Raw genomic sequence first — 24629 nt, forward strand, 5'->3', positions numbered from 1 at the left:
ACCTTCCACTGGGTTCAAGCCGGGAATGGCTCGCTGATCACGTTGCTCGACTCTTCCGCCAAGAATTCTTTCTAAATCTTCTAACTGACTACTCATCTCTTTGCCTCAATTCTTCGCCGGCGTGATCACAAACTTAAACTTCGTCACACCTGCGTCAGTAAATAATTTCGAATAGTAGCTGGCTAACTCTGGACTATTGGTGTGGTAAACGACCCCACCATCAAAGCCTGAAGAGTACTTCTTCGCCTGATCTACCATCTTGGTCTGTTCCGCAACTGACCACGGTTTTGAACCCGCTGGGCTTGCGGGATTCCGAAGAGAACCACCCCAATCATCTACAAACTTAGCTTCAACGGCTGTTTTCTTTCCGCCAATAATAGCCACATCGTCAGCAACACCGCTTACAACTTTTCCATCAACCACAGCCCTAAACTGACGCTCATCGAATGCTTTAGTGCCGCCATACATCCCACGCACACCACTTTCATAGCTCTGTGCCTTATCAATGGCTCGACTACCACTCACTACGATGGGATTCGTAGTTTCCAGCGCGCTAGCAGTTCCTTTTGGACCGCTGGTAGCTTTGCCTAGTATCAGCACCGCCGCCAATTTTACTACATCATCCCGCGAAGCACCTTTATCGACAAGGCTGATGATCCCTGGCACATCCACCGGCGCCAGAGTCGAGCCGAGCAAGCCATCCTGACGTGCCCGCTCAATGATTGCCTCTTCACTTAACCCTTGCCGACTCCATTCCGCAATCAGCTCACTCGCTCTGATCGCCTTCACATACGGATTGGCAACAACGCCCATAGGCGACCAGTCGCTGCCCGACAGCGCATAGACATCAAGGAAGCTCGCGTCCGCGTCGCTCTTCTGCGCGTCCACTACCCCCCTCATCATCGCAAGGGCGTAATCCGTTACCAGAACATCGTATTCCGCTTTGCTCAGCCTGCCGCTCTGGTACAGCTCAACAAGCTTTTCCCCAGCCTGTTTCTCCTGCTGCCGGTACTCATCACGAATACCAACCTCGCAGCCGCTATTTCCTCCACAGGCTTTATGCCGCTCGTGCAACTCATCAATGCTGCCAATACCAGCAGCCTTGAGCTTCTCGTACAACGCCCGGCTGGCTGCATCCAGCCGTTCAACGCCGTACTTGTTCGCCAGCAGGTTGTTTTCAACCGCGTTACGCCCCGCACCAGCACCTGCGACCGCCCCAGCGCTATTACCTTCCACCAGGCCACCCGAAAGCCCGGCTGCCAGCGTCGAAAGCGCAGAAACGGTCTGTTTCTGTTCTTCGCTGAGCGAGTTGCTGTCGCTGGTGCCATACAATTGCTGAGTGATCAGGCGGGCAACCAGCTCGCCGCCGGCCGCACCCGCTGCACCGGCCGCCGCCGAGTTGCCCTGCGCCTGGGCGACAACGGCACCCAAAACCGCATGGGCCATGACGTTGAGTGCTTTATTGTCGCCAGTGGATTTCTTGATTACCTGCGCGAGGTATGGTGCCGATGCGCCTGCCAGCGCAGAACCGATATCACCGCCCGCCAGACCTTGCAGTGCCGCTGTCACGGCCTGGGTCACGCGTTGGTAATCACCACTGGTGCCGTACTTACCCATGATGCGCTGGTAAGCCTCAGTGGCGACCAGTTGTTCCTGGTACGCCTTGACCGCCGCCTCGCTTGCCCCTTCACCCGGCGCCGCGATGCCGCGTGCATCCAGTTCCGCACGCGCCTCCTTGTCGGCCTTCAGCTGACCCTCGGTACGGACGATGTCTGATACCTGTGTGCCGATTTCACCAATCAGCTGCACCTGCTGCAGCCGCCGCTGTTCCTTCTCCTTGTCGAAGATCGGGCTGATGCTGTCGTTGGCATGCTCGACGTCGTGACTGAGGCTGGCCACATCCTGCTGCTGCCGGCCCGGGTCACGGATTTCCAGCGTGCCCTCGGAAACGGCCGAAGCCGTGGTGCCGCTGGCACTGCCGCTGTGGTTGTAGGCGATCAACGTGCCGCTTGGCATGTTGCTGGTGAACCTGTCAGTGCCACCATTGCCACCGCTGATGCTGGCACTGGCCATCTGGCTCTTGAACTCGGCCTTGTTCTCGATACTGCTCCAGCCCAGGGTGCCGGTGCTCAGGCGGTTCTTGTCGGCATCGGCGGTACTGGCAATGACGCTGCCGTCGAGCTGGGTGTGCTTGCCGACATCGACCTGATAACCGTCCTTGCCGGCGAACAGACCGGTCTGCTCCTGCACGCTCTGGTACTTGGAGTCGAGCTTGGTCTTGCTGGCGCTGAGACTGCCGCTCGCCCCGCCGGTACCGATGATGGTGACGCTCAGCCCGCCGCTGACATTGCTCTGCTTGGACTTGTAGTTGTCGGTGTCCTGCAGGCTTTGCAGAGTCAGGTCGCGCCCCACGTCGGCGGTGATCTTCGCGGCGTTGACCTGCGCGCCTTTGAGCGCGGTATCCCGGCCGCTGCGCAGGGTCGCCTCATTACCGGCATCCAAGGTGGTTTCGGTCCAGGTCGTGCCGTTGCCTTTCTCGTTGCCAGCGCCCTTGTTGGCGTTGGCAAAGATGCTGAGGCCACCACCTTCGGAACCAACACCGATGCTGGCGCCGATGGCGCCGCCGCTGCTGCTGTTCTTGCCATCGAGCTTTTGCGTATTGGCCGCAGCCTCAAGCTGGATGTCGCGTTCAGCGGACAACAGCAGGTCGTTGCCGGCCTTGAGCTGGCTGCCTTGGACCCGGATGTCGCCGCCGTTGCCGGCGCCGTTGCTGGTGGCCACAATGCTCAGGTCGTTGCCACTGGTCAGGCTGCTGCCCTGGCTGACGGTCTGTTCCTGGGTCTGCCGCGAGCTCGACTTCTGCTCGCCCAGCGATACGGCGACGCCCACGAACTGGCCAGCATTAGCCGCCGTCATGCCGCCGTTCTGCTGGGCAGCCTGCCAGGCCTGAACACCGGTCAGGCCGGCCTTGATGCCCTGAAGGGCAGAAAGCCGGCTGTCCTCTTCCCGGGTCGCTTGCTTGGTAATCTGGTAAGCGGTGTCAATGGCACTGCCAACCGTACCGGACAGCGCCAGGGTCAAGCCGCTGCTCTTGCTCTTGGAGGTCTGCTCGCTGCTGTTGTGGTTTTCGGCAGCAATGATCTCGACGTTCTGCCCGACCAGGGTGATGTCCTTGCCGGCGATAACCTCCGACCCCTTGATGCCGAGGTCCTTGCCCGCCTCGATGGTGACATTGCCCAGCACACTGCCAATAGTGCTGGCCTTGGCGTTCTCACTGGTGCTGGTCGAGGTTTTTTCCAGGCTGGTCGAGCCCAACGTGAAGCCGATGCCACCGCTGCTGAGCAGGCCCGACTTCATCTTCGAACTGGCGTGGCTTTGTTCGAACGTTTCGGTCGCGCTGTCGATCTGCACGTTGCGACCCGCGAGCAGGCTGGTGTCGTTGGTCGACACGATGCTGCTGCCCGACACGCCGATATCCTGCCCGGCGCGAACGACCACCGTGTCACCACTGACCGACGAGCCTTGCTGAGTGATGGCCGTCGAACTGTCGATGCGGGTCTTCTGGCTGCTGGATAGCCCGGAGTGGCTGGTCTTGGTCTTGCGGTAGTAGCTGTAGTCGCTGTTCTCCTGCGCGACCAGTTGCACATCGCCGCCGGCGTAAAGGTATGCCTCATCGCCCGCAGTCACGCGGCTGGCGCTCAGGGCAAGGTCGTCTCCAGCCTTCAAGGCCACATTGCCACCAGCTACCACGGTGCTGCCGACCTGTTGGACATGGTCCTCCTGGCTGGTGACTTTGCGGGTCTTGCTGGCCGAGTGCTGCTCGTTGGCGGCCGCTGTCAGCTGCAGATCGCCCGTCGCCGCCATCGCCACATCCCGCTTGGCCTCGATCGCACTGGCCACCGCACTGATATCGCGCCCGGCGCTGACGGTCAGGTCACGCCCGGCCTGCACGTTCGAACCGTTCTGGGTCACGCTGCTGTCGGTGTGGCGCACGCCGCGGTCGTTGACCACGACCTGCTCGACCGAGGTCAGCTTCACATCGCGACCAGCCTGCAGGCGGGTGTCGGCAGCACTGCTGAGCACGCCACCGTGGTTGCTCAGGTCGCGCCCGGCGTTGATCGCCAGGTTGTTCGCGGCCTCCACGCGGGCGGCGTTGTCGACGAAGTCGCGCTGCTGGGCGTAGCTGCCGTTGCTGCTCTGGTGCGAGGTCAGGGTGCGTTCGTTGATCACATCCTGTACGGCGGACAGGCTGACGTCGCGCCCGGCGATGATGCCGCCGGCCTTGTTCACCAGGTTGTTGCCAGCCAGCAGGTCGAGGCGGTTGCCAGCCTCGACCAGGCCGCTGTTGACCAGGTTGTTGCCGGCCTTGGCCGAGAGCTTGTTGCTGGCGCGCAGGGTGCCGACGTTGTCGAGGTTCTGGCCGGCGATCAGGTTGACATCGTTGCCGGCGATCAGCGCGCCGTTGGGCGCCAGGCGGTTGTTGCCGTGGGCCAGGTAGAGCACCGGCACCAGCACCTGCTCGCCGTTCACCTCGGCGCTTTCCAGCCAGACGATGTCGTGGGTCAGCGCCGCCACCTGTTCAGAGGTCAGGCTCACGCCCACCGCCAGGTTGAGCTTTTGTTTGCTCTGGATGGCGTTGTCCATCAGGTACTTGAACAACTGTTCGTCGGTGTTCTGGCCATCGATGTAGCGCTGCCCGGTGCGGGCGACCACGGCCTGCTGGATCAGCTTCTGTTCGTAGAAGCCATCGCCCAGGCGCTTGGCGCTTTCATCCGGGTTGTAGCCAAGGTTCGCCAGCAGGTAGTCGGAACTCATGAACTGCTTGAGGTCGGTGAGCACCGGGTTGGTTTCGACCAGGTACTTGTGCGGGTTGCTGCGCACGCTGCTGTCGGGCAGGCCTTGCACGCGCTCGAGGGTGAGCGGGCCCTGGCCATTGAGCGTGGCGGCCTGGCTGATGCCGTCGTCCACGGCCGAGCGACCTGGCAGCGCGGGGCCGCCCACGTTGCCAGGCAGGCTGGTGTCGACGACGCTGGCATTGCCGGCGACGTTAGCCTGCGTGCGGTCGGCAGTGCTCAGGGTGGTGCTGCTAGCAATTGCCTGGTCGGCAGCACCGATGCTGAGCGCACTCCCCTGGGCCAGCGGCAACGGCTGCTGACGCTGCGCCACACTCAGGCTCGCGCCGCCCATGCTCCAGCTTTGCGGGCCGCTGGCGGGTGTGCTGCCAGCCTCACTGCTCAGGCGGAACAGGCCGTTCTGCCCGCTGGGCAGGCTGAAGCCGGGCAGCGTCAGCGGGTTGACCTGCTGCTGGGCCAGGTCTGGCGGCAACTGCTGGTTGAGGGTGATGCGGGTGGAGAATGCCGTGCCGGGCGCCGTGGTATCGGTACGCGCACCGCTGCCGATGTAGGCATAGCCCGGGCGCACGACGCTGTTGTCGATGCCATTGCCAGCGCTGATGTTCACTGCGCCATTGGCCTGCATCACGGCGGCGTAGCTCTGGTCGCCAGCCGCCAGTTTGCGGGTGCTGCCCAGGCTCACCAGCTCCGCTTCGGTCATGCCGATGAACCTGGCCAGGTCAGCTTGCAGCCCACCCAGGTTGTCAGGGTTGTAACCGACACTTTCATACCAGTATTGGCTGGTGATGGAGCTGGCGAGCTGGTACCAGGCACCGGCGTTGCGGGTGCGCTCGGAACGGAAAATGCGTGTGGTCTCGGTCTCGCCGGTTTCCACGCCGCTGTTGGTCAGGCTGCCGACCGTGGCTACCAGGTTGCCAGCAGCGCCGATGGTGCTGCTGCTGTTGAGCAAGTCACCGCCGTGGATGGTCAGGTTGCCGCCGGTGGTGATGCTGGAGGCGGCGCTGGCGTCGAGCACCTCGAACTTGTCACGCTGGACGATTTCCCAGACGTGGTTGCGCTTGCCACCGCAGTCGCCGGCGTTATAGCCCTCGATGCAGGCCACCTCGCCGACACGGGCAGTGTAAATGCCCTTGTCCTCGGTCTGCAGGACCGCCCGCACGTTGTGAATGGTGCTCGCCGCCAGGCTCATCGACAGGTCGCTCTGCAGCGAGCCGGAACGGTTGACGATGCTGCTGGCCAGGCCACCCTGGCCGTCGCGGTCGATGGTCAAGCTGCCCAGGCTGTAGACGTCGGCATAGCTGTTGCTCAGGCTGGCGACCCGCAGGCCCATGTCCTTGCCGCTGAAGATCAGCGCGTGGTCGCTGTTGACCAGGGCGCCAGTGGTCACGGTCAGTGCTTCGCCAGCACCCAAAGTACCCTGGTTATTGACGCCGCCCGCGCCGAGATTGAGCGCGGCAGCAGAAGTGAGGCGCCCGGTATTGTTCAGTTGGCCGGCTACCGAGACGCTGGTGGCGCCTCCGCCGGCAATGCTGCTGGCGCTGCCCAGGTTTACCTGTGCGGCGCTGAGGCCGAGGGTGCCACGGCTGCTCAGACGGCCATTGCCGGCATAGGTGCCGCCAAGGTTGAGGCTGAAGCTGCCGTCACTGGCGATCAGGCCGTCGTTGCTCCAGTCGCTGCCGCTGCCGACCAGCGCTTCGCTGGCCAGCAACTGGCCGTTGGCGGTCTGGCTGAAGTTGCCGACATTGAGCGTCAGGCGCCCGGCCTGGATGACGTTGCTATTGCTCCAGCTGCCAGCGTTGAGGGTCAGGCCGCCGCGGGTGACGATACTGCCGCCGGCGCCCGTGACATTGGCGGTGCTGATGTCGAAGTTGCCACTGCCGACGTGCAGCAGGCTGCCGCCCGCGTTAAAGAAGTTGCCGACTGTGAAGCCGAGGTCGCTATTGGCGGTTTCCAGTGTGCCGTTGCGGTTGTCGAACAGCCCGCCGATCTGGAAGCGCGTGGCGCCGCTGGTGCCCAGTGCACGCAATTGGCCGGTCTGGTTGTCGAGGCTGGCCGCCTTGATCGCCAGGGTGCTGTCACTTTCGATGATGCCCAGGCGGTTGTTCAGCGCACCGCTGAGGTCGAGATCGATGCGTTGGCCGGCGATCTGGCCATCGTTGTCGCCGCTGTTGTCGAAATTGCCACCGGTAACCTTGACCAGCCCCTGGGCGTAGAGGCCACCGTTGCGGTTGTCGAAATCGCCGGTGGTGACCAGGGCGTCGCCGGCCTGTGCCGCAATCCGCCCGCCATAGTTGTCGATGCCACCCAGCACCTTGAGGTCGAGGGCCTGGGCCTGGGTGATGCCACCCTGGCGGTTGTTGTTCAGGTCGTAACCGGTCTTCAGCACGCCGCGCAGATCAGCGGCCAACTTGCCTTGCAGGCTGACCAGCACGCCACCGCGGTTGTCCAGGTTGCCGGCCGTGACGTCGAGGTCGCCAGCGTCGGCCAGGATGCGGCCACTCTGATTGTCGATATCACCGCTGGCCAGGCGCAAGGCACCCTGGCTCTGCAGGGTGCCCCTGGCATTGTCCAGGCTGGCGGCGCGCACATCGACACCGCCGCTCTGGCTGTAGATCAGGCCATCGGCACTGTTCAGCAGTTGGCCGTCAACAGCCAGGGTCAGCTGCTGGTTGGCCGCCACGGTGCCGCGATTGCGGTTGTCCAGGCTGGCGGCGAACAGGCCCAGCAGCCCCTGACTGGCGATCTGGCCGCCCTGGTTGTCGATCTGAGTGGCGTTGTCGATGCGCAGGGGGCCGGCGCTGGCGAGCTTGCCGTTGCGGTTGGTCAGGGCGCCGAGTAGCTTGAGGGTAACGGCGGCGTTACCGATCAGCCTGCCGGCGCTGTTGTCCAGGCTGCCGGCATTTACTTCGAGTGCCTGCCCGGCACTGATGCTGCCGCTGCCATTGCCTAGGGCCATGGCGTTCAGGGTCAGGGCCGCGGCGCTGTCGATCAAGCCACCCTGGGCGTTGTTCAGCAGGCCGCTGACGGTCAGGCGCTGCCCACCCGCACTGGAGAGGATGCCGGCGCCACTGTTGTCCAGGTTCGCCGCTGTCACGTTCAAGGCTTGCTGGCTGACCAAGGCGCCACCGGCGCTGTTCAGCAGCTCGCCGCTGACCTGTGCGTGCAGCGCGCCGTTGCGGCTGGACAGGGTGCCCTGGTTGCGGTTGTCGAGGCTACCCAGATTCACGCCCAGGCCCTGCCAACCGGAGACCAGGCCGCCCTGGTTGAGCAGGCGCTGGGCGGTGACGTCCAGCTGGCCACTGCTGATCAGTTTGCCGGTGCTGTTGTCCAGGTTGCGGCCGGCCAGGTCGAGATTCTGGCGGGTGGAGATTTCACCGCTGCGGTTGCTCAGGTCGCGCAGATGGGCGAGGGTCAGCGGGCCATCGGTGGTGATCAGGCCGCCGTCGTTGTTGAGATCGCCGGTGGCACTGCCGAAGTCGATGCGGATGACGCTGCCCAGCAGCGAACCCGCCTGGTTGTCGACGGAGCGGGCCGCGATATCCAGCAGACCAGCAGCGTTGATCAGGCCTTGCTGGCCGTTGTTCAGGCCGCCCGCCAGTTGCAGGCCGAGGCCGCCACGGCTGGTCAGCGTGCCGCCAGTGTTATCCAGGCTGGCAGCGCGTGTGTCGAGGGTCGCGGCGGCTACCAGGCCTTTGATGTTGCTCAAGGCCTGGTCGATGCGCAGAGTCAGCGATTGATTGCTCAGCACCTTGCCGCTGCCGTTGTCCAGGCTGTGCGCAGCCAGGGTGAAGGCCTGGGCCGAGGAGATCTCGCCGCCCTGGTTATTCACCCCATCGAGGTTTTTGAGCACCAGCATCGGGGCATTGATCAGGCCCTGACGGTTGTCCAGCTGACCGTGGTTCAAGTCCAGGGTCAGGGCGCTGTTGCTGAACAGCTTGCCACCTTGCTGGTCAAGCCCAGTGGCATTGACCTCCAGGGCGCCAACACTGGCGATGCGCCCGCCGTCGTGGTTGCTCAGCTGGCCGGTAGTCAGGCCAAGGTTGGCGCCGCTGTCGATGCGGCCGTTGCGGCTGTTGTCGAGGCTACCGGCCGCGAGGTTGGCCGGCCCTTTGGCGCTGAGGGTGCCCTGGTCGGTGTTGGTGACCTGGGCCGCGCTGAGTTGCAGCGCAGCATCGGTGACCAGTTCACCGCCCTGGTTGAGGAGGTTGCCGGTGTGCTTGAGAGTCAATGCCCCGGCACTGGAAACGCTGCCAGCGCGGTTGTCGAGTGCGTTGCTCGTCAACCCCAGGGTGCCCTCGGCGCTGATCAGGCCCTGGCGGTTGTCCAGCTTGCCTTGCAGCGTCGCATCCAAGGCTTGCTGGCTGAACAGCAGGCCGCCGGCGTTGTCCAGACTGTCGCCGCTCAGGCTCACGCCGGTTTTGCCCGAGAGCACGCCTTTGCTACGGTTGATCACGTCGGCGACGGCCAGCTGCAACTTGCCGTCGGCCAGCACCTTGCCGCCGTCACTGTTGTCCAGGCGGGAGCCGCCCAACACGACATCCATCTTGCTCGACAGCTCGCCAGCGCGGTTGTCTACCGCCGCGACGTGCAGGTTCAGGCCTCGGGTCGCGCCTACCAGGCCGCCCTGGCGGTTGTCGAGCGTGCCACCGGTCAGCTTCAGGCGCCCAGAGGCAACCAGTATGCCGGCCTGGTTATCGAGGGCGTCGACTTGCGCTTGTAACTCACCCCCTGCGGAAACCTGCCCCTGCTGGTTCACCAGGCTATTGGCCTGCATGTCCAGGTTTTGGTCAGCGATCAGCGTACCGCCTTGGTTGAGCAGCTCGCCGTCGACGACCAGTGCCTGGCCGGCACGGCTGCTGATCAGGCCTTGGCTGTTGTCCAGGCTGCCGCTGTGCAGGTCCAGGCCATCGGCCGATACCAGGCCCTTGAGGTTGTTCAGCAACTGCTCGATGCGCAGGGTCAGGCCGTGCTCGCCGATCAGCCGGCCATTGCTGTTGTCCAGGCTGCGCGCGGCCACGGTGAAGGCCTGGGCGCTGGAGATCTCGCCCTGTTGGTTATCCACCTCGGCAAGGTTGTTCAGCACCAGCAGGGGGGCGTTGATCAGGCCCTGGCGGTTGCGCAGCTGGCCGTGGTTCAGGTCGAGGGTCAAGGCGCTTTTGCTGAACAGCTGGCCACCGTCCTGGGCCAGGCCAGTGATGCTGGCGACCAGTGCCTTTTCACTGGCGATGCGGCTGCCCTGGCCGTTGTTGAGCTGGCCGGCTTTCAGGTCGAGGCGATCACCGCTGAGCAGCTGTGCGCCTTGGCCGTTGTCGAAGGTCCCGGTGTCGAGCCTGGCCGCGCCCTTGCTGCTGAGCAGGCCGGCCTCGCCGTTATCGAGACTGCGGCTGGTGAGGGCCAACCCGGCGTCGGTGGTGATCGAGCCGTTGCGGTTGCGCAGTGCCCCGGCGCTGGCCAGGGTCAGGTCGGCAGCGCTGGAAAGCTTGCCAGTGCTATTGTCCAGGCTACCGACAGTGGCGCCCAGGCGCCCTTCGGTAGTGATCAGCCCTTGCTGGTTGGCCAGCCCGCCCGCCAAGCCGATGTCCAGGTTGCCGCCACTGACCAGGCGCCCGAGGTTGTTGTCCAGTTGCTGGCCAACCAGGGTCAGCGGGCCCGCAGCAGACAGCAGGCCGAGGTTACGGTTGATCACCTCGGCCATCTGCAGTTGCAGGTGGCTACCGGCAAGGACCTTGCCACTGTCGCTGTTGTCCAGACGGCTGCCTTGCAGCGTCACGCCTTTACTGGTGGAGATCTCCCCGCCACGGTTGTCGATTTCGGCCACATTCAGCTGCAACGCGCTGGTACCGCCGACCAGGCCGTTGCTGCGGTTGTCGAGGCTGGTGCCGGTGAGCAGCAGGTCGCCCTGCGCGACCAGTTCGCCACCCTGGTTGATGATGCGGCCAAGCTGGGCCACCAGCGCGCGCTGGCTGGAAACCCTGCCGCCGCTGTTGTCCAGGCTGTCGCCCTCCAGGCGAAGCGGCCCGGCGGCGCTGAGCAGGCCGCCACGGTTGTCCAGCTGCTTGCCCTTGTAACTGAACGCCGCCAGGCTGTTCAGCAGCCCTTGCTGGCGATTGTCCAGCTGGTCGACATCCAGCCGCGCCTCCTGGCCTGCGCGCAGTTTGCCGGCGCGGTTGTCGAGTTTGCCGGCGCGCAGGTCGAGGCCCCCCTTGACGTTGATCTCGCCTTGCTGGTTGTCCAGCAGGCCGGCGACCCGGGCAGCCAGGCCAGCGTCGCCGACCAGGCTGCCGGCCTGGCGGTTGTCGAGGCTGGCGGCCTGCAGGTCGATCGCCCCGCCAGCGCCGAGCAAGCCTTGGCGATTGTCCAGGGCGCCAGCCAGGGCCACCTGCAGTGCCGCATCACCGGTCACCTGCCCTGCCCGGTTGTCCAGGCGGCCGCCCTTGAGGCTGGTGGTGCCGACGCTGGAAATCTCGCCTGCCTGGTTGTTGCTGGCACCTGCCACCTGCAGCGCCAGGTTGGCACGACTGGTCAGGGTCCCCTGATGGTTGTCCAGGCTGGCGGCACGCACATCAACGCCGCTTGCGGAAACCAGGCCGCCGGTGTTGTTCAGCGCCTGCTCCAGCTGCACGGTCAGGTTCTGGTTGCCGAGCAGCTTGCCGAGGCTGTTGTCGAGGCTGCGGGCCACCAGTGCGAAGGCCTGGGCGCTGGAAATCTCGCCCTGGCGGTTATCCACGCTGTCGAGATTGCTCAGGGTCAGGCGCGGCGCATTGATCAGGCCGCCCTGGTTGTTCAGCTGGCCCTTGTTCAGGTCCAGGCTCAGCTCGCTGGCACTGGTCAGGCGGCCGCCATCATGCTGGTCGAGCCCGGCGACACTGGCGCGCAGCGCCTGGTTGCTGGCGATGCGTCCGCCATCGCTGTTGTTCACCTGGCCAGCCTCGAGGCTGAGGGTCTGCAGGCTGGTGAGCTGACCACCACGGTTATCCAGCGCAGCGCTGGCCGTCAGGCCAAGGTGCTGGCCGGCGCGCAGTGTGCCGGCGGTATTGTCCAGCTGGCCGACCTTGGCGTTCACGGTCGCGCCGTCGATCAGCCCGCCTTGGCCATTGAGCAGGCTCGAGGCAGTGACGTCGGCCTGGCTGCCACTGAGCACGCGGCCGGCGTTGCGGTTGTCGAGGGTGCCGGCACTGGCGGCCAGTTGCCGCTGGCCAGCGAGGGTGCCGCCCTGGTTGTTCAGACCTTGCCGTGCCGTGACGCTCAGGTCGCGGCTGGCCACCACGGTGTGGCCATGGTTGTCCACCTGCGTGGCGTTCACACGCACGTCGCCCGTGGCATTGCGGCTATTGTCGGCGTTGACACCCGCTTCGATGATGCCCTGGTTGCTCAGGCGCCCACCGCTGTCGAGGCTGATGCGTTGCCCGGCAGCCAGGGCCTGGCGGTTGTTCAGGTCCCCGTGGGTGCGCACCTTCAGTTCGTTGCCGGCATACACCGCGCCCTGGGCATCAAGCTGGCCAGCCGTGATCGCTACCGAGCCCTTGGCTGCGATGGCCTCGGCCATACGCAACTGGCCGTTGGCATCGAGCTGGATATCGCCGCCGCTGGCAATCAGCTTGCCGTCCAGCTTCACCCCCACGCCGGCCTCGGTGCCCACCAGTTTGATGGTGTTGGCGTACATGCCGCCCAATGCCGAGGAGTCAATGGCCAACTGCGGGGCCTGAGCCGGGTCGGCGCTACGGGCAGTGGCGGCCAGGCTGTGTGCATCCACGTCGTTGCTGCCGGCCACCAGCGCCAGCTGGCGGGCCTGGATCTCGGCGTTGATGCTGGCGCTGCGGGTAATGATCTCGAACTGGTCGACGTTGCTGGCGTTGAGCCCGGCGCCTTCGATGGCGACACTGCCCTGCTCCACCTGGTAGCGCTGCAGTTGCCCGTTCTCGATCACTGGCTTGCCGGTGGTCAGCGTGGCCTTCGGCGTGTTGATGAAACCGCAGCCGTTGCAGGTGACGCCATAAGGGTTGGCGACGATGACATGGGCCGAGCGCCCGGCCACCTCGGTATAGCCCTTGAGCTGGCTCGGGTTGCCACCATTGACCTCGTTGAGGATGGTGCTCGCCGCACGGCCGTCGAGGTTGCTGTTGCCGAGAATGATGCCGCCCAGCTGGGTGGCCTGGGCGCGGTCGGTAGCGTTGTTGAGGATGACGCCTTGCTGGCCGACGTTGTAGTCACTGAACTTGTTGTGCGACAGCCCGGCAGCGCTGGGCGCAGCGATATTGACAATGGGCACGCCATTGCCGGCCTGGCCCAGGTGGGTGCCGCTGCCGTTGACCACGATGCCGTCGGCCATGGCCACCAGCGGCTGCCAGAACATCATGTTGGCCAGCATGAAAGCCAGCCCACGCTTGGACAAGCCCCAGAAGGTCTGGCGTGGTTGCAGGGCAGCCGAAGGCTGGCGGGCCAGGAAGGCGAATTGACGAACGTCCATGTCAGTACTCGGGAAAAACGGTGTTAAAGGAAGAAGTCCAGGCGGAAGTAGACCGGCGTTTCTCGCGCCTCGATGGCCGCGGGTCGCTCGAGCGAGTGGGCGAAGGTCACGCTGGCGGCCAGGTGCTTGCCGCGGGCGAACAGCTCGAGTGCATCGCTGGACAGCCGGCCGCTTTGCCCGCTGTTGTAGCGATCATGGCGAATGGCGCCGACGTCGTAGGCCAGGCCCAGGCCATACTCGGTCAGCACCGGTCGCAACCAGTCCCAGGCCACCGGCCGGCTCCAGCGCACATCGTTGCGCCAGTAGTAGCCACTGTCTCCATTGAGGCTCTGGTCCTTGTAACCACGGATCGACGACTGGCTGCCCAGGCTCATGCGTTGCGGGCTGAACAGCAGGTCTTCGCTGCGTTGGCCGGTGACCAGGCTGCTGAACACCAGTTGCTCACCCCACATCGTGAACGGCTGCAGGTAGCTGACCGTGGCGGTGTACTTGCGGTAGCGGGCGTTGGGCTGGCGCTTGCCGGTAATGCTGCGCTGGTCTTCACGCTGGGCATCGAAGGCGCCGATGCCGTCCTGCATGCCCAGGTCGATGTTGACGAAGGCGTTGCCGAGACGCCGCCCGTGGTTGATGCCGAATTGCGCTTCACTCAGGCGGTTGCTGCTGGTGTCCAGCTTGCTGTCTTCGATGAAGTTGTTGGTGCGCAGGTAGCTCAGGCCGGTGTTGAGCGAGGTCTTGCTCTGGGCATCGCGGTGGATCACGCGTTCCAGGCGCAACTGGTGGTTCTGGCTGTCACCGGTCTGCTTGAAGTTGAACCCCGAAGCCTCGCCCAGCGAGCGGTACTCGCTCTGGCTGTAGCTGTAGCTGAGGTTCCACCAGCCGAACGGCAGGTTGTAGTAGAGCATGGCGCTGTGCGAGGTTTTCTGGTGGTCGCTGATGGCATCGTGGCTGCCACGCAGCAGCAGCTGGTCGGCCAGGCCCAGCGGGCTGTCCCATTCCAGGCTGCTGCCCCACTGCTGCTCACCGGTACTGCGCTGGCCGTCGTTACTGCGCGACAGGCCCACGCGCCAGGGCTTTTGTGGGGTATTGCGCACCACCACCTCGCTGCCACCCACCGCTTGGCCCGGGGTCAACTCCATTTGCGCCTGATTGGACGGCAGGCGGTTGAGCTGATCGACCATTTGCTCGATCTGGCGCAGGTCCAGCAGGTCGCCAACCCGGCCAGGAAAGCTCATGTCCAGTTCGCGCACCGACAGCTTGCTGCCTGGCGCCGGTTTCAGGCCTTCCAGGCGCCCTTCCACCACGATGACTTTCAGGTGGCCGCTGGACAGGTCCTGCTGGGGCAGGTAGGCGCGGCTGGTGACCAGGCCTTTGCCAATGTAGAGGTCGGTGATGTCCTTGAGCAGCGCGTTCAGCTGCGCGACACCCAGGCACTGGCCAAGATAGGGTTTGAGCAGGCGCTCGCGCTCCGAGGACGAAAGCGCATCGGCGCCGTCCAGCACGATATCGTCGATCGGAAAACAACGGCTGTCGACGGGCTTGGCCGGCGCGGCCGTTTCGGCGCCTTTGCCAGGCAGTTCCTTCAACTGTTCCAGCCGCCGTTGCTGCTCTTCCAACAGGCGGTTCTGGCGCTCGCGAATCAGGTCCTGGTCGCCGGGAGTGCCCATCGGCGCTGCACTGGCAGCATCCACGAAAATGGCCAATAGGGCGCATGCGAGCCGGCCAACCGCACGCTGGCTCAAGGAGGGGGGAAGCATATTCGATCCTTCGAATGCAAAGCAGTAGGGCGAAAAAGCCGATGATGCTATTAGGCCTACAATCTGATATCAACCAAACAACGACGCATGGCATGACTTTGCTGTCACATGGTTTTACCTGCAGCCGCAAGCCGTTCGAGCCGGTAAGATGAGCAACCTTTTGAAAAAATGCGGGTTCCCATGTCCCACGACGCACCCATAGGCCCAGGCCGGCCCAAGGACCTGGCCAAGCGCGAAGCGATTCTCGAAGCGGCCAAGGCGCTGTTCCTCAGCCTTGGTTATGCCAACACCAGCATGGATGCGGTCGCTGCGGCGGCAGGTGTTTCCAAACTTACCGTGTACAGCCACTTCACCGACAAGCAGACGCTGTTCGGCTCAGCGGTCATGGCCACTTGCCAGATCCAGCTGCCCGACCTGCTGTTCGAGTACCCCGATGGCGCCCCGGTGGAAGAGGTGCTGCTGAGCATTGCCCGTGGCTTCCAGGCGCTGATCAGCAGTGACGAAGCAGTCAAGCTCAGCCGCCTGATCATGGCCCAGGGCAGCCTGGACCCGAGTTTCGGCGAATATTTCTACGAGGCCGGGCCCAAGCGTGTGCTGACGGGGATGGAAACGCTGCTGCGCGAGGCGCATGCGCGCGGGCTGCTGCATATCGACAACCCGCTACGGGCGGCGGAGCACTTCTTCTGCCTGGTCAAGGGCGCCCCGGATTATCGCTTGCTGCTCGGATGTGCGGGGCCGCTGGAGGGCGATGAGGCCGAGGCGCATGTGCGCGAGGTGGTCGGGGTGTTCTTGCGAGCGTTCCAACCCTGAGCCGCGCCGCTCCTGCAGGGGTGTTGCAACCCTTGGTTCAGGCCTTGAGCGCCTTCTTCGGGTAAATGTCATACCGGCTCGACTTGCCCTCCAGGCTGTGGCTCGGCTTCGGCCCATCGATGATCGGTGCCTTGCGTGGACGCTTCACCACCACCCGGTGGCTGGCCAGGGCCAGGGCCGCTTCAAGCAGGACCGGGGCGTCCAGGTCATCCCCCACCAGTGGCCGGAATACGCGCATTTCCTTCTTCACCAAGGCGCTCTTGTCCCGGTGCGGGAACATCGGGTCGAGGTAGATCACCTGCGGCGCCTCCCCTTCCCAGGCACGCATGCGCTCGATGGCATTGCCGTTCAGCAGGCGCATGCGCCCGACGATCGGCGCCACTTCTTCATCAGCCTGGGCCCGCGCCAGGCCGTCCTCCAGCAGCGCGGCGATCAACGGCTGGCGTTCGATCAAGGTCATCTGGCAGCCCAGGCTGGCCAGCACGAAGGCATCCTTGCCCAGCCCCGCCGTGGCATCGAGCACCTGCGGCCGTACCCCTTGGGCAACGCCCACGGCCTTGGCAATCATTTGCCCGGTGCCACCGCCAAACTGGCGCCGGTGCGCAGCCTGGCCCTCGACAAAGTCCACCCGTACCGGCCCCGGTGCCTGCGGGCCCAACTGCTGGATCTGCAGGCCATCGACACCGACCTGCACGGCAAACCCGGCGGCCTCGTCCTGCAGCGGCAGGCCGAGGCGCTCGGCCCATGCCGCAGCTCGCCCCTCGAATTCCGCCGACAGTGCCTCGACCCGGATACCTGTGCCCTGCTCTTCCATCATTCACACCTGAAAATTGAACCCAGCCATTAAGGTATCGGCCATCACGGCCGATACAGGCAATATTCCGCTATTCTGCCAGAGCACAACGCGCGCGACTGCCCATGACAGATACTCTTCCCATCGGCCTGACCTACCTGTCGCCTGTCGGCAACTACAGTCAGCACAACACCCAGGCACTCGGGGGCGTCAGCCACCTGTGGCAGGATTTTTTTGCCCAGGCCATGGCCGAGCAGCAGGAAGAGCCAGCGGATAGCGTCAGCCAGTCGTTCGTCCGATATGACCAGGACAGTGGCGAACCCATCGGTGGCGCACGTGCCCTGGCGCTGATCGACGCCCAACGAACCTGCCCGGTGCATGACACGGTGGTGGCACCGCCCGAGCCTTTGTTCCTGCCCAAGGCCGAACTCGAGGCCAACCTGTTACCGCCTGCCCCCGAGCCGTTCAGCGCGGTCGAACTGATCGAGCAGCAGCGTCAACTGGATATCAGCAACAGTTGGCTACGCCCGGTGGTGATGAGCCAGGGCCAGCCGGTTGCCGAGCCTGGCCCGGGCCCAGCCCCACGGCCGTTGTTCCTGCCCATCGCCGAATTCGAGACCGACCTGCTGGACCCGGCGCCCGAACCGTACGACGACACCACCCTGGCCAAGCAGCAGACCGAGCTGGCGTTCGACCTGCACTGGGCACGCCCGGTGGTGCTGAACAACGTGCGCGTGCACGCCTGAGAGCCTGAGGCTAACGGCAGATCTGCCAGCGCCCCATGTCCAGGTGAAAGTGATCGCGGTGCGCCGCGTTGTAGTCTGGCCCCAATACCGTACTGAAACTCTCGCAGGCCGCCTGCTGTACCTCGCGCAGGAAGTCCGCCTTGCGTCCGCCCGCCTGCCAGTCGCGCGCCAGCGCGATACGCTGACCGTCCTGCAAGCGAAAACCGCTGATATCCAGGGCGTTGGCCGTGGCGTGCTGGCTCAGGCTGCCCTGTTTGCGATGGTACAGGTTGCGGCAGGCAAAACTGCCCAGGTGGTCGACCTGCATCACGGGCTGGCCCAACACCCGCTGCGCCACAGGCTGCAAGCCGTGCTGCTCGAACAGCGCGTAGGCCACTGCCAGCGGGCAACTGGCGAGGAAGCTGCTACTGAGCCGCGCCTGGCCGCCTTCGATGCGCCAGACGTTGTGCAGCGGGCAGTCGGCTGACGCAGGGCTGTCGGCTTGCGCGCGGTAGCGCAGGCGGCTGGTTTCCAGCGCCTGGCGACACAGTAGCGGGTCATCCCGCAGGCGTGACAGCTTGTACGGGGTCAGCAGGTTGGGCCGCTGGCGCACGTCCAGTGGAGCCCAGGGGTTCCACGCCGGCGGCGGCCGCCAGCCGAAGTACCAGGCCAGGCCGGCCAGTGCCAGCAGGCCGACCAGCAGCGCCAGCACGCCCCGCATCAGCGGCGCAACAGCTCGTTGAGCTGGGCGAACGGCAAGGCCTGCTCAGCGTAGCCGAACGTGCCCTCTTCGCGAATTTCCAGCGCAGCCCGGTGGAAAGCCCCAAGCGCGGCCCGGGCCAGCGACGAGCCGACACTGATACGGCGTACACCGAGGTCCTGCAGCTGGTTGACGCTCAATGGCACGCCTGGCATGCCCATCAGCACGTTGACCGGCCGCGGCGCAACGGCTTGCACCACCGCACGGATTTCCTCGACAGTGCGTAGCCCCGGCGCATAGAGCACATCGGCACCGGCTTCGGCATAGGCCTGCAGGCGCTGGATGGTGTCGTCCAGGTCCAGGCGGCCGTGCAACAGGTTCTCGGCCCGGGCGCAGAGGGTGAACGGGAACGGCAGGCTGCGCGCGGCATGCACGGCTGCGCGCACACGCTCTACCGCCAGGCCGAGGTCATAGATCGGCATGTCGCTACGGCCACTGGCATCTTCGATGGAACCGCCCACCAGGCCCACTTCGGCAGCGCGCGAAACGGCCTGGGCGCAATTTTCCGGCAGGTCGCCGAAGCCGTTTTCCAGATCCGCAGCCACCGGCAATGCCGTGGCATCGACGATTGCGCCGGCATTGCTCAGCGTATCGTCCAGGCTCAAGGCGCCTTCGGCGTCGGGCCGGCCGAGGCTGAAGGCAAGGCCGGCACTGGTAGTCGCCAGCGCTTCGAAGCCCAGGCTGGCCAGCAGCTTGGCAGAGCCGGCATCCCAGGGGTTGGGGATGACGAAAGCGCTGTCACGCTCATGCAAGGCCTTGAAGGCTTCGGCTCGCAGGGTTTGCACATCCATGGTTCAACCTCCGGAAGTCAGGGGTACTCAAAGTAGTCCCAGTTGTTCGACCTCGGGCGCACGCGGCAATTCCGGCAGCGCGGCAAGCCCTGGCAGGCGCCGCATCAGGCGTTGGTGAAAATGCTGGGCCAGGGCGGCAGCCAGGCGGTTGTCCGAAGTGTGCAGGAAGATGTACGGACTGCGGCCTTCCTCGATCCAACCGGCCACCTTGTCCACCCAAGGAATGAGAAACGCCTCGTTGGCCTCCAGCTGCGGATGGCCGATGAAGCGCACCTGTGGGTGCTGGCTGAAGGCCGCGGGGCGTGGCGGTACCCTGGGCTTTTTCGCTTGCGCATGCAGCACTGCCGGGTCGCGCGAGGTGCAGCTGAACAGCGCACGCGGATCCAGGCAGATGCGCTCCACGCCACGCTCGTGCAGCAGGCGGTTAAGCAGCCGCTCTTCTTCACCCTTGGCAAAGAAGGCCTGATGGCGCACTTCCACCGCCACCGGTACCACAGCCTGGTCGAGAAACTGACAAAGTTCGCCCAGCCGGGCGGGGCCGAACTGGGCCGGCAATTGCAGCCAGTACGGCGATACACGCGGGCCCAGCGGGGCCATCAGGCGAGTAAAGGCGAAGGCGGGCTCGAGTTGCTCGCGCAGGTCGCCGGCGTGGCTGATATCCCGGGGAAACTTGGCGGTAAAGCGAAAATGCTCGGGCATCACCTGCGCCCAGCGGGCGATGGTGCCAGGAGCCGGGCGTGCATAGAAGGTGGTATTGCCCTCGACTGCATTGAACACCTGGCTGTAGAAACCAAGCATCTCATTGCTGTTGGCGTCGGCGGGGTACAGGTAGTCACGCCAGGCGTTTTCGCTCCAGGACGGACAACCAAGAAAATAAGGCAGGGGGGATGGCGTCATCCCTCAAATGTACAGGTCCAGCCCCAGTACTTCCATGTCCCAGTCGGTAAAACCGGCGGTGCTCAGGTAGCTGGCCAGCGCCGTGGCGGTACGGCGGTCCCGTGCGCGGGGGAAGATCATGTCCTGCTGGCGCGCCGGCAGGCCACCGCTGCGACGGCGTGCAGTGGCTTCCTGAGGAGCGACTTCGGCCTCTTCGACCAGCTCGGCATCGTCGATCGCCTCGTCGCGCACCGCAGCCTTGCGCGGCGTGCGCTTGATCGGGTAGGACTGTGGGGTAAAACCGTCGATACGCATGGCATCAGCACTCAGGATCGATGATGGCAATTTAGCAGCATCAGGAATCCATCGCTAATGCTTGAGTGATAACTGGACCACAGATCGGGCAAAAGGTTTTCTGCCACCGGACGCTAACCGACGAACAGTAATCAGGATTTTTTCGGTGTCGCCACGTTGTCGCGCAGGTACACCGGTTGCGCCTGCTCGGCGGCGATCGCCTCCCCGCGCGCCCAGGCGAAACTGGCCAGGCTGAGAATATCCAGGGCGTTGGGCAGGGCACTGGCATTGCTGGCCGCGACTTGCACCGCCAGGCGCTCGGCATAGCCCCAGCCGGTGCCGGCACCGAACCAGTCGCCACTGGCACCTGCGGGCAGCGCCACCTGCTCGGGTGGCAACACCGCCTCGCGGCCAACCAGGCGCATTTCGCCCGCCGTGGCCTGGTAGCACCCCCAGTACACCTCGTCCATGCGCGCATCGATGGCGGCAGCCACCTGCTGCACGCCTTGCTCGCGCAGGGCGCCTTGGGCCAGGGCGGCCAGGTTGGACACCGGCAGCACCGGGCGCTGCAGGGCGAAGGCCAGGCCCTGGACCACGCCGATGGCAATACGCACGCCAGTGAACGCGCCCGGACCGCGACCGAAGGCGATGGCATCCAGCGTATTCAGGGCCACGCCGGCGTCAGCCAGCAGCTGCTTGATCATCGGCAGCAGCTTCTGCGCATGCATGCGCGGGATCACCTCGTAATGGCTGGTTACCTTGCCGTCATGCAGCAGCGCGACGGAACAGGCTTCGGTAGCGGTATCCAGGGCCAGCAGGGTGGTCATCGAACAGGTTTCCAGGTGCGAAAAAAGAGCGGCAGTATAGAACAGTGGCGGCGTCGTGTCCCTAAGGGCCGCTGTGCGGCCGAAAACGACCACGGCCCGCAAGCGGGCCGTGGTGGGGTGCGTCAGGTGCTGATCAGCTCAGGGCGGCCAGGACCTTGGCGGTAATGGCCTCGACCGAGCCAACGCCTTCGATGTGGCTGTACTTCGGCTTGCCGCCATTGGCAGCCGACAGCTTCTGGTAGAAGTCCACCAGCGGCTTGGTCTGGCTGTGGTAGACCGACAGGCGATGACGAACGGTTTCTTCCTTGTCGTCGTCGCGCTGGATCAGGTCTTCGCCAGTCTCGTCGTCCTTGCCTTCCACTTTCGGCGGGTTGTACTGAATGTGGTAGGTGCGGCCCGAGGCCAGGTGCACGCGACGGCCAGCCATGCGGCCGACGATTTCTTCGTCGTCCACAGCGATTTCGACCACGGCGTCGATGTCGACACCGGCAGCGACCATGGCTTCGGCCTGCGGGATGGTGCGTGGGAAGCCGTCGAACAGGCAGCCCTTGGCGCAATCAGGCTGGGCGATGCGCTCCTTGACCAGGCTGATGATCAGCTCGTCGGAGACCAGCTGGCCGGCATCCATGACTTTCTTCAGTTCCAGGCCCAGCGGGGTACCGGCCTTGACGGCGGCACGCAGCATGTCACCGGTGGAAATCTGGGGGATACCGAACTTCTCGGTGATGAACTTTGCCTGAGTACCTTTACCGGCCCCGGGAGCTCCCAGCAGAATTACGCGCATCTCGTGCTCCTCAAATTTTTTTATGAAATTCAATGGATTCGGCGACCAGGGCCAAGTCCGGAAAATCGGGTATGACCATAAATCGGTCAGAAGGCTGCTCAAGATACACAGCGCCCGGCAGCCAGACAAGCGTCCCAAAGTTGCAGGAATGCGCCACCTATGGCTTGCCTGGCTGGCGGTTGCGCCCGGCGCAACCGCCCTCCTCGTACTGCTGCATGCCATGCCTGGCAGGCGCCCGGGATACCCCGCGCCGGCCCTCAGCCGGTATTGCGCAGGCCCGCCGCGATGCCCGCCACCGTGACCAGCAAGGCCTGCTCCAACGGGCTGTCCAGAGCGGCTTCGCGGCTGCGCGAGCGGGCCAGCAACTCGGCCTGCAGGCGATGCAGCGGGTCCAGGTAGGTGTTGCGCAGGCGGATGAATTCCAGCGTCTCGGGGCTGTGCGCCAGTAGCACCGGCTGCCCGGTCAGGCCCAGCACCACCTGGCACGACTGCGACAATAGGTCGCGCAAGTGCGCGCCCAACGGCAGCAGGTGCGGTTGCACTAGACGTTCGTCGTAGGCTTCGGCGATCTGCGCATCGGCCTTGGCCAGGACCATCTCGAGCATGTCGATGCGGGTACGGAAGAATGGCCATTGCTCGCGCATCTGCGCCAGCAGTTCGCCCTGCCCCCGGGCCAGAGCGTTGCTCAGCGCCGTTTCCCAGCCCAGCCAGGCCGGCAGCATCAGGCGGGTCTGGGTCCAGCCGAAGATCCACGGGATCGCCCGCAGGCTTTCGATGCCACCGGCACGACGCTTGGCCGGGCGGCTACCCAGCGGCAGACGGCCGAGTTCCTGCTCCGGCGTTGCCTGGCGGAAGTACTCGACGAAATCGGGGTGGTCGCGCACCACGCTGCGGTAGGCCTTGACGCCATCGGCGGCCAGCTGGTCCATCACCTCGCGCCAGGCCGGCTGTGGCGGCGGCGGTGGCAACAAGGTGGCTTCGAGCACGGCGGCCAGGTACAGGTTCAGGTTCTGCTCGGCGATGCCCGGCAAACCGAACTTGAAGCGGATCATCTCGCCCTGCTCGGTAGTGCGGAACCGCCCCGCCACCGACCCCGGTGGCTGCGACAGGATGGCCGCATGGGCCGGGCCGCCACCGCGGCCAACCGTGCCGCCGCGGCCATGGAACAGCAACAGCTCGACCTGGTGCTCGGCGCAGATGCGTACCAGCTCTTCCTGGGCCCGGTACTGCGCCCAGGCCGCTGCGGTGGTACCGGCGTCCTTGGCCGAGTCGGAATAGCCGATCATCACTTCCTGCGGCCCGCGCAACCCGGCGCGATAGCCCGGCAGGCCGAGCAGGCGCTGCATCACCGGGCCGGCGTTGTCGAGGTCGGCCAGCGTCTCGAACAAAGGCACCACGCGCATGGGCCGGGTGAGGCCGGCCTCCTTGAGCAACAGTTGTACCGCCAGCACATCCGAAGCGGCACCCGCCATGGAGATGACGTAGGAACCCAGCGAGGCCGCCGGCGCCGCGGCGATTTCCCGGCAGGTGGCCAATACCTCGGCGGTGTCCGCCTGTGGCCGGAAATGTGCCGGCAGCAGTGGCCGGCGGTTGTTCAGCTCGGCCTGGAGAAATGCGATGCGCTGCTCTTCATCCCAGTCGGCATAACGGCCCAGGCCCAGGTAGTCGGTTATTTCGCTCAGCGCATCACGGTGGCGGGCCGCGTCCTGGCGCACGTCCAGGCGGCCGAGGAACAGGCCGAAGGTCACCGCGCGGCGCAGGCAATCGAGCAGCGGGCCTTCGGCAATCACCCCCATGCCGCACTCGTGCAGGGACTGGTAGCACAGCTCCAGCGGTGCGATCAGGTCGCGGTTGTCCACCAGCACGTCGGCACCGGCCGGTTGACTACCGGCCAGGGCCGCATGCGCCCAGGCCCGGGTTGCCCGCAGGCGCTCGCGCAGTTGCTTGAGCAGCGCCCGATAGGGTTCGGCGCTGTCGCCCGCCCGCTCGCGCAGGGCCGCATTGGCCTGCTGCATGGACAACTCCGACGCCAGTGCATCGATGTCGCGCAGGAACAGGTCGGCAGCCATCCAGCGCGCCAGCAACAGCACCTCGCGGGTGACCACTGCGGTCACGTTGGGGTTGCCATCGCGGTCGCCGCCCATCCAGGAAGCGAAGCGGATCGGCGCGGCTTCCAGCGGCAGGCGCAGGCCGGTGGCCTCCAGCAGGGCCTTGTCGACCTTGCGCAGGTGGCTGGGAATGGCATGCCACAGCGAATGCTCGATCACCGCGAAGCCCCACTTGGCCTCATCCACCGGTGTTGGCCGGGTGCGGCGGATTTCCTCGGTATGCCAGGCTTCTGCAATCAGCCGACGCAGGCGCTCGCGCACCTGCTGGCGTTCGCTCGCGGTCAGGTCGCGGTGATCCTGGGCGGCCAGCTGGCCGGCAATCGCGTCATACTTCTGGATCAGGGTGCGACGCGCCACTTCGGTGGGGTGCGCGGTGAGCACCAGCTGGATATCGAGCTTGGCCAGCTGCCGGGCCAATGCATCGTTACTGTGCCCCGCCTGTTTCAGGCGCGCCAGCAACTCGGGCAACACTCGGCCCTCGAACGGCTCGGGCTGGTCGGCATCGCGGCGGCGGATCAACTGGTACTGCTCGGCCATGTTGGCCAGGTTGAGGAACTGGTTGAAGGCCCTGGCCACCGGCAACAGGTCTTCTTCGGCCAGGTCGGCCAGGGTCGAGCTCAGTTGCTCGGCAGCGCCACGACGGTCGGCCTTGGCGCTGTGGCGGATGTCCTCGATCTTCTGCAGGAACGCCTCGCCATGCTGCTGGCGAATGGTTTCGCCTAGCAGCTCACCCAACACATGGACATCTTCTCGCAAACGCACATCGATATCGGTCATTGGCCTTTTC

The 24629-nt window shown here is 65.1% G+C and carries 12 protein-coding genes; 2 read left to right on the top strand and 10 right to left on the bottom strand.

Annotation, left to right across the window (positions count from 1 at the left end; genetic code table 11):
- Window positions 1–105 precede the first annotated feature (105 nt).
- Together ACVWZT_RS03325 and ACVWZT_RS03330 are read right to left on the bottom strand one after the other, a co-directional pair.
- On the bottom strand, window positions 106–13320 hold the full coding sequence (locus tag ACVWZT_RS03325) for a hemagglutinin repeat-containing protein (protein ID WP_457468147.1): 13215 nt from the start codon (window positions 13318–13320) through the stop codon (window positions 106–108).
- A gap of 23 nt (window positions 13321–13343) precedes the next feature.
- Entirely contained in the window at window positions 13344–15074 is a 1731-nt protein-coding gene (locus ACVWZT_RS03330) for a ShlB/FhaC/HecB family hemolysin secretion/activation protein (protein ID WP_457468148.1), read from the bottom strand.
- A 168-nt stretch (window positions 15075–15242) separates the two neighbouring features.
- Between ACVWZT_RS03330 and ACVWZT_RS03335 the strand changes: the two genes are divergently transcribed.
- Window positions 15243–15884, top strand: coding sequence for a TetR/AcrR family transcriptional regulator (locus tag ACVWZT_RS03335; RefSeq protein ID WP_457468150.1), 642 nt, complete (start codon window positions 15243–15245; stop codon window positions 15882–15884).
- A 37-nt stretch (window positions 15885–15921) separates the two neighbouring features.
- Here the strand turns inward: ACVWZT_RS03335 and ACVWZT_RS03340 are convergent, their stop codons facing one another.
- Window positions 15922–16698, bottom strand: coding sequence for a class I SAM-dependent methyltransferase (locus ACVWZT_RS03340; protein ID WP_457468152.1), 777 nt, complete (start codon window positions 16696–16698; stop codon window positions 15922–15924).
- Window positions 16699–16802: 104 nt separating this feature from the next.
- Here ACVWZT_RS03340 and ACVWZT_RS03345 point away from each other — a divergent pair, with 104 nt between their 5' ends.
- The gene (locus ACVWZT_RS03345; protein WP_457468153.1) at window positions 16803–17423 is read left to right on the top strand and encodes an energy transducer TonB; all 621 of its coding nucleotides are present in this window, start codon (window positions 16803–16805) and stop codon (window positions 17421–17423) included.
- 10 nt (window positions 17424–17433) lie between these two features.
- Here ACVWZT_RS03345 and ACVWZT_RS03350 read toward each other — a convergent pair whose 3' ends face one another.
- The 7 genes from ACVWZT_RS03350 to ppc all read right to left on the bottom strand — a co-directional run bounded on the left by ACVWZT_RS03350 (window position 17434) and on the right by ppc (window position 24619).
- A complete protein-coding gene (locus ACVWZT_RS03350; RefSeq protein ID WP_457468155.1) occupies window positions 17434–18123 on the bottom strand; it encodes an extensin-like domain-containing protein in 690 nt (229 codons plus the stop codon).
- Window positions 18123–18953, bottom strand: coding sequence for an isocitrate lyase/PEP mutase family protein (locus tag ACVWZT_RS03355; RefSeq protein ID WP_457468157.1), 831 nt, complete (start codon window positions 18951–18953; stop codon window positions 18123–18125). Before ACVWZT_RS03355 ends, ACVWZT_RS03350 begins: the two co-directional genes overlap by 1 nt.
- Window positions 18954–18980: 27 nt before the next feature.
- Window positions 18981–19850, bottom strand: a complete 870-nt coding sequence (locus ACVWZT_RS03360) for a DUF72 domain-containing protein (RefSeq protein WP_457468160.1) — start codon at window positions 19848–19850, stop codon at window positions 18981–18983.
- A gap of 3 nt (window positions 19851–19853) precedes the next feature.
- Window positions 19854–20144, bottom strand: a complete 291-nt coding sequence (locus ACVWZT_RS03365) for a hypothetical protein (protein ID WP_296230876.1) — start codon at window positions 20142–20144, stop codon at window positions 19854–19856.
- A gap of 131 nt (window positions 20145–20275) precedes the next feature.
- A complete protein-coding gene (gene tsaB / locus ACVWZT_RS03370) occupies window positions 20276–20950 on the bottom strand; it encodes a tRNA (adenosine(37)-N6)-threonylcarbamoyltransferase complex dimerization subunit type 1 TsaB (protein WP_296230877.1) in 675 nt (224 codons plus the stop codon).
- A 133-nt stretch (window positions 20951–21083) separates the two neighbouring features.
- Window positions 21084–21734: an adenylate kinase gene (gene adk, locus ACVWZT_RS03375; RefSeq protein WP_046616115.1), complete on the bottom strand. Its 651-nt coding sequence runs from the start codon at window positions 21732–21734 to the stop codon at window positions 21084–21086.
- A gap of 257 nt (window positions 21735–21991) precedes the next feature.
- Window positions 21992–24619: a phosphoenolpyruvate carboxylase gene (gene ppc, locus ACVWZT_RS03380; RefSeq protein WP_457468161.1), complete on the bottom strand. Its 2628-nt coding sequence runs from the start codon at window positions 24617–24619 to the stop codon at window positions 21992–21994.
- Window positions 24620–24629 lie beyond the last annotated feature (10 nt).

It is taken from the genome of Pseudomonas sp. TE21394, assembly GCF_054057835.1.